Source organism: Phenylobacterium sp., from assembly GCF_031181185.1.
In the GTDB taxonomy this organism is placed as follows: domain Bacteria; phylum Pseudomonadota; class Alphaproteobacteria; order Caulobacterales; family Caulobacteraceae; genus Phenylobacterium.
The window spans coordinates 1-11,001 of record NZ_JAPSKZ010000122.1; the positions used below are offsets into that span (position 1 = coordinate 1).

At 69.5% G+C, this 11,001-nt stretch carries 8 protein-coding genes; 5 read left to right on the plus strand and 3 right to left on the minus strand.

Features of this window, described 5'->3' with window-relative positions:
* From cphA to RIF93_RS14375, 3 genes are all read left to right on the plus strand, one after another.
* On the plus strand, window positions 1–2,236 hold a 2,236-nt coding region (cphA, locus tag RIF93_RS14365; RefSeq protein WP_309092136.1), incomplete at its 5' end, for a cyanophycin synthetase.
* Window positions 2,229–3,095: an isoaspartyl peptidase/L-asparaginase family protein gene (locus RIF93_RS14370; RefSeq protein WP_309092137.1), complete on the plus strand. Its 867-nt coding sequence runs from the start codon at window positions 2,229–2,231 to the stop codon at window positions 3,093–3,095. The genes cphA and RIF93_RS14370, both read left to right, overlap by 8 nt.
* Entirely contained in the window at window positions 3,088–3,888 is an 801-nt protein-coding gene (locus tag RIF93_RS14375) for a cyanophycinase (RefSeq protein WP_309092138.1), read from the plus strand. Before RIF93_RS14370 ends, RIF93_RS14375 begins: the two co-directional genes overlap by 8 nt.
* Here RIF93_RS14375 and RIF93_RS14380 read toward each other — a convergent pair whose 3' ends face one another.
* Complete coding sequence (locus RIF93_RS14380; RefSeq protein ID WP_309092139.1) at window positions 3,889–4,953, minus strand: beta-N-acetylglucosaminidase domain-containing protein; 1,065 nt, start codon at window positions 4,951–4,953, stop codon at window positions 3,889–3,891.
* 77 nt (window positions 4,954–5,030) lie between these two features.
* On the opposite strand from RIF93_RS14380, the gene RIF93_RS14385 reads away from it, so the two are divergent.
* The gene (locus RIF93_RS14385; RefSeq protein WP_309092140.1) at window positions 5,031–6,188 is read left to right on the plus strand and encodes a saccharopine dehydrogenase NADP-binding domain-containing protein; all 1,158 of its coding nucleotides are present in this window, start codon (window positions 5,031–5,033) and stop codon (window positions 6,186–6,188) included.
* A gap of 12 nt (window positions 6,189–6,200) precedes the next feature.
* Window positions 6,201–7,088, plus strand: coding sequence for a sugar kinase (locus RIF93_RS14390; RefSeq protein WP_309092141.1), 888 nt, complete (start codon window positions 6,201–6,203; stop codon window positions 7,086–7,088).
* Window positions 7,089–7,372: 284 nt separating this feature from the next.
* Here RIF93_RS14390 and radC read toward each other — a convergent pair whose 3' ends face one another.
* Both radC and RIF93_RS14400 read right to left on the minus strand, forming a co-directional pair.
* Window positions 7,373–8,104, minus strand: coding sequence for a DNA repair protein RadC (gene radC / locus RIF93_RS14395; protein ID WP_309092142.1), 732 nt, complete (start codon window positions 8,102–8,104; stop codon window positions 7,373–7,375).
* Between the two features lie 46 nt (window positions 8,105–8,150).
* On the minus strand, window positions 8,151–11,001 hold a 2,851-nt coding region (locus RIF93_RS14400), incomplete at its 5' end, for a M1 family aminopeptidase (RefSeq protein WP_309092143.1).

Consider the following 11,001-nt stretch of genomic DNA (forward strand, 5'->3'; position numbering starts at 1 on the left):
AGCCGAGGCGCGCCGCCGAGACGTGCCGGTGATCCGGTTGGACGACCGGTCGCTGATCCAGCTGGGCTGGGGTCGCAAGCAGCAGCGGATTCGCGCCAGCATCACCGGCAAGACGTCGTTCATCGGCGTCGACACGGCCTCGAACAAAGACCTCACCAAGTCGCTGCTGGCGCAGGCCGGCGTGCCCGTGCCGCAGGGCGAGGTGGTGCGCACCGCGGACGAGGCGCTGCGGGCGGCTGAACGGATCGGCCCGCCTGTCGTGGTCAAGCCGCTGGACGGCAACCACGGGCGGGGCGTCAGCACGAACCTGACCGAGCCGGAGACCATCCGCCGCTCGTTCGAGGTCGCCGCCAAGATCAGCCGGCGCGTGGTGGTGGAGAAGTACTTCCCTGGCAACGACCATCGCCTGCTGGTGGTGGGCGGGGAGCTGGTGGCCGTGGCCGAACGCGTGCCCGCGCATGTGATCGGCGACGGCGAGAGAACGATCAGGCAGCTCATCGACGAGGTGAACAAGGATCCTCGCCGCGGCGAGGGCCACGAGCTGATGCTGACCAAGATCAAGGTCGACAGCCTGGTCGAGGACCTTCTGGCCTTCCATGGCTTCACACTGGCGAGCGTGCCGGCCGCAGGGCAGGTCGTGATGCTGCGCGACACGGCCAACCTGTCGACGGGCGGGACGGCGGTGGACCGCACCGACGACATACACCCGGACAATGCCTGCATCGCGGTGCGAGCCGCCATGACCTTGGGCCTCGACATCGCCGGCGTGGATTTCGTCTGCCCGGACATCTCCCGGTCAGCCCGGGAGGTGGGCGGCGGCATCGTGGAAGTGAACGCCGCCCCCGGCTTCCGCATGCACCTGCAGCCCACGGTAGGCAAGCCGCGACCGGTCGCGCCGGCCGTGGTGCGAATGCTGTTCCCCAAGGGCGAGACCGGCCGCATCCCGATCTTCGCCGTGACTGGCACCAACGGCAAATCCACGACCGCGCGGATGCTGGCCCACATCCTGCGCCAGACGGGCCAGACGGTGGGGCTGACCAGCACCTCCGGCGTCTATGTGAACTCGGAGCGCGTGCTGAAGGCGGACGCCTCGGGTCCTAAGAGCGCGCGGATGGTGCTGCGCGACCCTATGGTGGACGCTGCCGTGTTCGAGGTTGCGCGTGGCGGCCTGCTCCGCGAGGGGCTGGCGTTCGACCGATGCGACGCGGGGGCTGTGACGAACATCGCCGCCGACCACCTGGGCATCAAGGGCGTGGACACCATCGAGGACCTGGCCTGGGTCAAATCCGTTGTCGTCGAGAACGTCGCGCACGACGGCGTCAGCGTCCTGAACGCCGATGACCCGCTGGTGGTGCGCATGCGTCGTCGGGCCAGAGGCCGGATCGCCTACTTCACGTTGCGCGGCGGCCGTGACATGCCGCGTTTCCTCCGCAACCACATCGACGACGGCGGCCTTGTCGTCGCGCGCGAGGCCGACAGCGGCGGCGGGGAGCTTGTCGTGCACCACGGGGGCCGACGGCGCCTGCTGATGCGGGCGGCCGAGATTCCTGCGACGCTCGGCGGGTTGGCCGAGTTCAACGTCGCCAATGCGCTGACAGCCGTCGCCATGGCGGCGGGGCACGGGGTGCCTCACGAAAGCATCCGCCTGGCCCTGGCTACCTTCGGGACCTCGTTCGAGCAGAACCCGGGCCGGCTGAACCTGTTCGACGGCCACGGCTTCCGGGTCATTGTGGACTACGCACACAATCCGGCGAGCCTGACGGCGCTGGGCGACCTGCTGCGAAAGCTGAAGCCGATGTACGGCCGTCAGATCGGCATGGTGACGGTGCCCGGCGACCGCCGCGACGACGATATCCGCGAGATGGGCGAGGTGGCCGCGCGGATCTTCGACGAGGTCGTCTTCCGCGAGGATCCAAGCCGTCGGGGGCGGGCGGAAGGCGAGATCATCCGGCTGCTGGTGGAAGGCGCCAAGCGCGCCAACATCGACGATTCGCGGATCCACAGGGTCGCCGACGAGTTGAAGGCGGCCGACGCCTGCATGGCCATGGCTCGGCCTGGAGACCTGGTGGTGCTGACCCCAACAGAGGTGGAAGACATGTGGCGCCACGTCCTGAGCTATCGCGCCCGGCGCAAGCCTGCCGAGGGCGGCCGCCCGCCGGAGGTCCTTCCGGCCAGCGAACCATCCAGCTGGGCTCCGCGCGACGGCGGCTCGGATCGGCCGGCCGCTCATGCCTAAGACCTCCTGGGCCGTGGTCGTGCACGGCGGCTGCAAGCCGATGAAGAAGAGCGAGGCCGACCCCAACCGCGAGGGCCTGAACGATGCGCTGGCGGAGGCGGTGGCGATCCTGTCTTCGGGCGGCTCGGCCTTGGACGCCGTCGAGGCGGCGGTCCGGGCGATGGAGGAAGATCCCACCTTCAACGCCGGGCGCGGCTCGAAGACCAACGCCGAGGGCGAGGTGGAGACCGACGCCTCGATCATGGCCGGCGACACGCTGGAGCTGGGCGCCGTCTGCGCGCTCAAGGACACGCTGCACCCGGTAACCGTCGCCCGCGCCCTGATGCCGGAGACCGAGACCCTGCTGGCGGGCGAGGGCGCCTACCGTTTCGCCGAGGCCAGGGGGCTGGCTCGGCGCGGGGTCGGAAAGACGCTGGCGGCCGAAGGTGCGGGAACGACCACGGTCGGGTGTGTGGCGCTGGACGTCGAAGGGCGGCTGGCGGCGGCCACGTCCACCGGCGGCACGGGCGGTTCGAAGCCGGGCCGGGTGGGGGATTCGCCGCTGCCGGGGCTGGGGCTCTACGCCAACAAGGTCGCGGCCCTGTCGGCCACGGGGCAGGGCGAGAGCATCGCCCGGGCCATGCTGGGCGCGCGGTGCATCATCGCCATCGAGAACGGCCAGGAACCCCAGGCTGCCGTGGAGCACGCGCTGACCTATCTGGAAGGGCTGCCGCCCCATTCCGGCTTGATCGCCATGGACGCGCACGGCCGCATCGGCTGGGGCCACACCGGCGACCAGATGGCTTTGGGCTGGGCGAGCGCCGAGGCGCCGGACTTCCGCGTCGAACTTTCCGGGATCGAGGAGGCGGAGGATGGCTGACCACGGGGTGCTGATCGCGATCGGCGGCCACGAGGACAAGGAGGGCGACCGGGAGATCCTGAAGGAGGTCGCCCGCCGCCTGGACGGCGGCGTGCTGGTGCTGGCGACCGTCGCGAGCCACGAGCCCGAGGGCTACTTCGAGGCCTACGAGGACGCGTTCAAGGACCTGGGCGTCACCGAGCTGCGCGAGCTGTACGTCCATGAGCGCACCGAGACCTCGGACCCGGACAAGCTGGCGCTGTTCGACGGCGCGGCGGGCGTGTTCTTCACCGGCGGCGACCAACTCAGGATCTCGAGCCAGATCGGCGACACGCCCGTCGAGAGCCGGGTCCGCGACGTGCTGAGCCGCGGCGGGGTGATCGCCGGCACCTCGGCCGGCGCCTCGATGATGAGCGAGACGATGCTGGTGCGCGGCTCAAACCAGGAAAGCTACCGGATCGGCGACCTGCACATGGCGCCGGGCCTTGGCCTGGTGCGCGACATGATCATCGACCAGCACTTCGCCGAGCGGGGGCGGATCGGACGGCTGCTGGGCGCCGTGGCGCACAACCCGCGTGTGCTGGGCGTCGGCATCGACGAGGACACCGCCGCCATCATCGAAGGGCGGAGGATGACCGTGATGGGCGCCGGCGCCGTCTATGTCGTGGACGGAACCGACAGCAGCCACTCGAACATCGCCGAAGGCAGCACCCAGCAGGCGCTGTCCATGCACGACGTGAAGCTGCATGTGCTGAGCGCGGGCGACTCCTTCGACCTGCGCCGCCGGCGGCCGGAAGCCGCGCGCGAAGACTAGCTACTGGGTCTGGAGTTCGTCGGCGCCGATGGCGTAGGCGCCGTCCAGCCAGGCCTCGATCTCGCGGGCGGCCGGGTGATCGTGTTCGGCCAGGCGCGCGCGGAGCTTCGCCCTGTGGTCCTCGGACAGGCCGTCGAGGCCCGACTCCTGCAGGGCCAACAGGTTGCGCTCCACCAGCGCCGCGAACTCCTCGCCCAGCACCTGGCGGGCGGCGCGGCGGAAGCTTGCGGCATAGGCGTAGGCCGGCCCATCGCGATAGCTGTCGATCAGGGTCAGGGCGGGGATGCGGCTGAGCACCGCCTGCGAGGCGGTGTTGATGCCGTGGGCGGCGAGGTGTTCGCCGATCGCGGCGGGCCGGCCCGTGAACGCGCGCAGGTGCAGGCGGCGGCTCATGCGCGGGCCGTCGTTGACCGGATAGTTGTCCCAGAGGAACGGCTTGCGGCGCATCTGTTCGGTCACGCGGCGCAGGTGGTCGGGGGTGACCTGCAGGCTGCAGACCTCCTCGCCGGTCCACATCAGGTCGATGGCCGGGTCGAGGCCGGCGCCCAGGTCTTCCAGGTAGCCGGGTGGCCGCTGGCCGAAGACGCGGTCCAGGACGGGGTCGTCGGAATAGTAGCTGGGACAGGCGACAAGGCGGGCGCCGGGTGCGCGTTCGGCGATCCAGTGGACGATCTCGACCTGGCCAGCGGCGAGGTCCGGAACGTCGCCGCGCATGTCGTCGAAGAAGACGCCTAGGTCATCGAGGCCGACGGCGGCAAGCTGGTCGAGCTTGGCGGCCAGGGCCTCCTTCGCCGCGGCGTCGAAGTCGCGATAGAGCTCGTAGGGGCTCAGACCCACGCCGAAACGGACGCCCGCGGCGCGGCAGGCTTCGGCGAAGGCGGCGAGCGCCTCGAGTTCGGCCTCCGGATAGGGATCGCGCCAGCGCTTGCGCAGGTAGGCGTCGGCCTTGGACGCATAGAGGTAGAAGCCGTAGCCGGCGGGCCCCAGCGCCCGGATCATGTCGTGGCGCTCGCCCCAGGAATAGGGACGGCCGAAGAAGCCTTCGATGATTCCCAGCGGCGGCATGGCGGGACCATAGGCGAGCCATTGCGATAACGACGTAAATTCGTAAGGGTGGCGCTCTACGAGAATGGGAGCCGTCCATGAATGCGAACGCCGAGTTCGACCTGATCGTCTATGGGGCGAGCGGCTACACCGGCCGCCTGGTCGCCGAGCATCTGTCCCAGCGCCATGGGGTGGGCGGGGACCTGAAGTGGGCGATGGCCGGCCGCTCGGCGGAGAAGCTCGCGCAGGTGCGGGACGAGATCGGGGCGCCCGCGGAGACGCCGCTGGTCGTCGCGGATGCGGGCGATCCGGCTTCGGTGCGCGAGATGGTGCGGCGGACCAAGGCGGTGATCACGACCGTCGGTCCCTATCAGCTGTATGGCTCGGACCTGGTGGCGGCGTGCGCCGAGGCCGGGACGGACTACCTCGACCTATGCGGCGAGCCCAACTGGATGCGCCGGATGATCGACGCCCATGACGCCCAGGCGAAGCAGAGCGGCGCGCGCATCCTGTTCTCGTGCGGCTTCGACTCCATCCCCTTCGAACTGGGCGTCTATTTCGCGCAACGGACCGCGAGGGAGCGGCTGGGCGGGCCGGTCCCGCGGGTGAAGGGGCGGGTGCGGGCGATCCAAGGCGGTCTGTCCGGCGGCACCGCCGCCAGCGGCAAGGCCACGATGGAGGCGCTGCAGAAAGACCCCTCGCAGATGGCGGTGATGATGAGCCCCTTCGGCCTGACGCCAGGCTTCGAGGGCCCCCCGCAGCCGCCCGGCATGGCGGCTGAAGAGGACCCCGACGTGGGGCCGGTCACGCCGTTCATGATGGCGGTGATCAACACCAAGAACGTCCACCGCTCGAACCTGCTGATGGGCCACGCCTATGGCCGGGACTTCGTCTACGACGAGATGGCGATGGGCGGCCCCGGCGGGCCGGCGACCTTCACCGATCTGGGCGTGCTGCCCGGCGGCGGACCGAAGCCGGGCGAGGGGCCGACCAAGGAGGAGCGGGAGGCCGGCTTCTACGACCTGCTGTTCCTGGGCATCGCCGCCGATGGGCGGCAGGTGCGCGTCTCGGTGAAGGGGGACAAGGACCCGGGCTATGGCTCGACGTCCAAGATGCTGGCCGAGACGGCGATCGCGCTGGTGAACGCGCCGGAGGTTGCGGGTGGGATCTGGACGCCGGGCGCGGCGCTGCAGGACCGGCTGGTGGATCGGCTGTCGAAACATGCGGGGCTGACTTTCGAGGTCGAAGCCGCGTAAAGACGCAGCCCCATGGGGCGCGTGATTGCAATCGGCGAAGTGATGGTGGAGCTCAGCCTGGCCGGCGCTGGCCAGGGCCTGCTGGGCTATGCCGGAGACACCTACAACACGGCGGTCTATCTGGCTCGCCTGGGCCATGATGTCGCCTATGCGACGGTGCTCGGCGGCGCAGACCCGTTCAGCCAAGGGATCGTGGACGCCATGGCGGCGGAGGGGCTCGACGCCGGCCTGATCCGCCGCGTGGAGGGCCGCGTGCCCGGCCTTTACGCGATCGAGCGCGATGCGAACGGCGAGCGGCGCTTCTTCTACTGGCGCGGCGAGGCGCCGGTTCGGCAGTTCGCCGAGCTGGCGGACCTTTCGGCCCTGTCCCCGGCCATCGGGGCGGGGGACCTGACCTACCTCTCGGCGATTACCCTGGCGGTGGTGGGCGAGGCCGGGCGGGCGACGCTGGATGGCCTGCTGGCCGGCGCGAAGGCGGTGGGCTTCGACCTGAACTACCGCGCGCGGCTGTGGCCGGATGCAGCGACGGCTCGGGCGGCGATCGAGGCCGCGGCCGCGCGCGCCCGCTACATCTCGGCCAGCGCCGAGGACCTGGATGCGCTGGGGCTGGGCGACGAGGCGCCGGAGCGCTGGGCGGCGGCCGGGGCGGAAGTCGTGCACCGCGCGCATGACCATTCGCTGCGCATCCTCACGCCGGACGCGGAGCCGGTGCGGATCGCGCCCGGCGAGACCGTGAAGCCGCTGGATACGACGGGGGCCGGCGACAGCTTCAACGCCGGCTATCTCGCCGCTCGGCTGAACGGGGCGTCCGCGGAAGAGGCGGTGGCGGCGGGGCGGAAGCTGGCCGGCGTCGTTGTTCGCCACATCGGCGCGATCATCCCGCGCGAGGCGATGCCCTGAACCGAAAGAACCGCCCGATGTGCATCGGACGGCTCCGTGTTCGACACGCCTAAGGCCAGAAGTCCTTCAATCGGGACCCGGCCAAGAAGACCAGGATCCAGAAGATCACGACCGCGGCCAGGGGCAGAACCCTGTCCCAGCGGATGCGCATTTGGTCCCTCAACTTGCGCTCCCCCACGATGCACGGTGGCGGAGTTCCGGCGCCCGGGCAACCGCCTTCGTCGCAGATTTCGTCGCAAACTCCGGCGTTTGCGGCGGGCAGCGGCCATAGCCAAGCCGCGGCCTCACATCAAGCCCAGCGCCTTCAGGCTGGCGACGCCGTGGCGGCCGACCACGAGGTGGTCGTGGACGGCGATGCGCAGGGTTCGGGCGGCGTCGACCACCTGGCGGGTCATGTCGACGTCCGCCGACGAGGGCTGGGGATCGCCGGAGGGGTGGTTGTGCACCAGGATGAGCGCGCTGGCCGAGAGCTCGAGCGCCCGGCGGGCGACCTCGCGGGGATAGACCGGCGCGTGATCCACGGTGCCGCGGTTCATCACCTCGTCGGCGATGAGCTGGTTCTTCTTGTCGAGGAAGAGGACCCGGAACTGCTCGCGGCTCTCGTGCGCAAGCGCGGTCTTCACATAGGCGACGAGAGCGCTCCAGGACGAGATCACCGGCCGCCGCGCCACCTGTTCCTTGGCGGTGCGGAGGGTCGCCTCGTGCAGCAGTTTTAGGTCAAGAGCCACCGCCTCGCCGACGCCCTTGACGGTGCGGAGCTCTTCCGAAGTGGCGCCGAGCACGCCGCCCAGTGAACCGAAGCGGGTCAGCAGCTGCTTGGCCAGCGGCTTGACGTCCTTCTTCGGGATCGAGCGGAAGAGGAACAGCTCGAGCAGTTCGTAGTCGGGCAAGGCGGCAAGGCCGCCGGCGAGCGCGCGCTCGCGCAGACGCTCGCGGTGCCCGACGAAATGCGGCGCGGGCTTGGCCCAGAGGTCGGGCGCGGCGGAGACGTCTTCGAGGCCGGAGAGGCTGCGCATGGGGAACAATGTTCCCCATGCGTTCCGGTTTGGCAAGCCTGACCGTTCAGCCGCCGGTGACGCGGATGGCGTTGTCGTCGGAGTTGCGGTCGATGAACTTGTTGTACGGGTCGACGCCGGCGAACGCGGGCTTGCGGTCCACGGTGACGGTGACCGTCTGCGAACCGCTCTTCAGCGGGGTAAGCCGGAAGTAGGCCACGTCCTTGGCGGAGAAGCCGGGCTTGCCGGGCTCGGCGGTGAAGACCCCCACGTCGAAGGTCTCGCGGGCGATCGACGCCTCGGTCTCCTTGCCCTGGCCGTCGGCGTACATCTTCTTGGCCTCGAGCGTCAGGGTCACGTCGTAGCGGCCGTCCGCCCGCTTGCGGGCGAGCGCAGTCTTCGTCTTGAGGTCGTACAGCGTGATCTTCTCGAAGAGGTCGGTGATCAGCCGCTGGGCCTCGGCGTCGTTCCCGGCCTGAGCGCGAAGGGCGTCGACCAGGTCCTGCGAGCGCGGATAGGGCGCGCCCTTGAACGCGTGCCTCTGCAGGAGCGTCCGGAGCGCCGCGTTCACCTTGGCCTCGCCCAGGCGATCGCGCAGCAGGTACATGACCAGGGAGCCCTTCTGATAGTGGATGTAGGGCTGGTTCTCGACGCGGATCAGCGGCAGCTCCTCGACGAGCTCGCCGCCGCGCGAGCGCAGATACTGATCGAGCTCGCGCTTCAGGAACCGTCGGATGGCGCTCTGGCCGTAGGTCTTCTCCATGACCATCAGCGCCGAGTATTGGGCGAGCGTCTCGGATAGCGCGGTCGCGCCCTGCATCTCGGCGCCGATGAGCTGGTGGGCCCACCATTGATGGCCGAGTTCGTGGGCGGTGACGTAGGTGACGTAGTCGATCTTGTCGGGCTTGGTGTTGTCGGTGACGAACCCGATGCTCTCGGAGTAGGGCATGGTGTTCGCGAAGGCCTGGGCGAAGCTGGCGTAGGCCGGGAATTCCAGAATGCGCGCCTGACGGAACTGGTAGGGTCCGAACTCGGCCTGGAAGTAGTCGAGGCCCAGCTTCAGGGCGTTGATCATCCGCTCGACGTTCCAGGGGTGCTGGGCGTCGTAGTAGATCGCGAGCTCCACGCCCTTGTGGTCGACCTTGCGGATCGCGTAGTCGGCCGACTGCACCGAAAAGAAGTTCAGCACCGGCGCGTCGGTGCGGTAGCGCACCGTCCGGCGGCCGTCCTTCGTGATGTCCGAGATGCGGTAGCCGGGAGCGATCGGCGTCTGGTCGGCCACCGTGGTGACGGTGATGTCGGCGTTCACCCAGTCGGCATTGGCCAGGTAGTTGCGGTTGACCGCCGCCATATCCTCGAGCTTGGGCGGACGCAGCTCGGCCGGCAGCCCGTACTTGCGGCGCTTGGCGCGGTCGCGCAGCACGTTGTTGCGGTCCATGCCGACGATGGGCGCGAACTCGAAGTTGTTCACGAACGTCCCATTGTCGACCAGGCGCGTGGTGTTGCCGCGGTTCTTGAAGCCCTTCTGATGCATCAGGGTCGTGAACGTGAGCGTGGCGCGCTCGCCCGGCTGCAGAGGCTGGTCGAAGGTGAAGATGCGGTAGTTGAACCGGTCATGCGCGGTGAGCTTCGCCGGGCGCGACAGGACGATCTTCTCGGCGCGGGTGTCGCGATCGAGGCGCAGGTGGAGCTGCGAGATCGGAGCGGTCGAGTCGTTGACCAGCTCGTAGCGGCCCTCCGTCACCAGCCGCGGCGCGTGCGGATCGAGGACCAGGTTCAGGACGACGTCGGTGATCGAGGGCTGGGGCAGCTTCTCGTACTTGAGGAAGGCCTTCTCGTATTCGGCCTGGTACTTCTCGTCGTCGATCGCGGTACGGTACTCGTTCCAGACGTTCGTGTTGACGAAGATGTAGCTGCCGAGACCGGCGAACGCAGCCAGCGCGGCGAGGCCGATGAGACCGGCGGGGCCCATCAGTCGGCGCGGCAGCCGCTTCAGCCGCGGAGCCAGGCGGGTCTCCGCGCCCCGGCGCCAGAGGCCGTAGGCCAGCACCAGCAGGACGACGGCGAAGGCCGACCAGTAGGCCCGGAACCAGGCGGCGAACTTCCAGTAGTCGCCCTGGCCGTTCATGTCGGACAGCGGGACCAGCGGCGAGCCGCCATAGAGGTACAGGTTGTGGTCGAGGCCGATCTGCCCGAGCGTGATCGTGGCGATCAGGTAGATCAGCATCAGGCCCCAGCCGACGAACTTGTGGGGCGAGATCGCCTGCAGGAACACCGCCAGCGCCGCCAGCAGGGTCCAGTCGACCGCGTAGGGCAGGATGTACCAGGTCAGGTACTTGCCGAGCTGGAAGTCGGTGTAGCCCTGGACGGCCTGGACGGTGACGCCAGCCGCCGCGCTGACCACCAGGGTCGACAGCAGGACGAGCGCGATGGCGAGCGTCTTGGGGACGACGAAGGCCCAATCCGGCACGGCGGTGGAGTCCACGATCTCGTGGGTGCGCCCCTCGCGTTCGCGCCAGACGAGCTCGCCCGCATAGTAGATCGCGATGATGATGACGATCAGGGAGAAGGCGCCGTTCAGCGTGTCGATCACCCAGCGGGTGACGGGATAGAGCGCCGCGCCCTGGAGCTCGGCGCCGAACGCGAGTCCCGCGACGCTGTTGAAGAGGCCGAGCAGCAGCAGGACGGCGTAGGCCGGGCTCTTGAACACCTGGGCCATCTCGAAGCGCGTGCGCTTCACGAGTTGGGCGCGGGCCGTGGCGCCGTCGAAGCGCGGCGCGGGCAGGGGGCCGGCCGGCGGGACGTAGGCATCGGCCGCCTGCGCGTCGGCCTTCTTGCGCCTGGCCTTGGCGCCGCGAGTTTCGAAGCGGAAGGCGGGATAGGCGGCGGCGAGCACGAGCAGCGCCACGCCCAGCCAG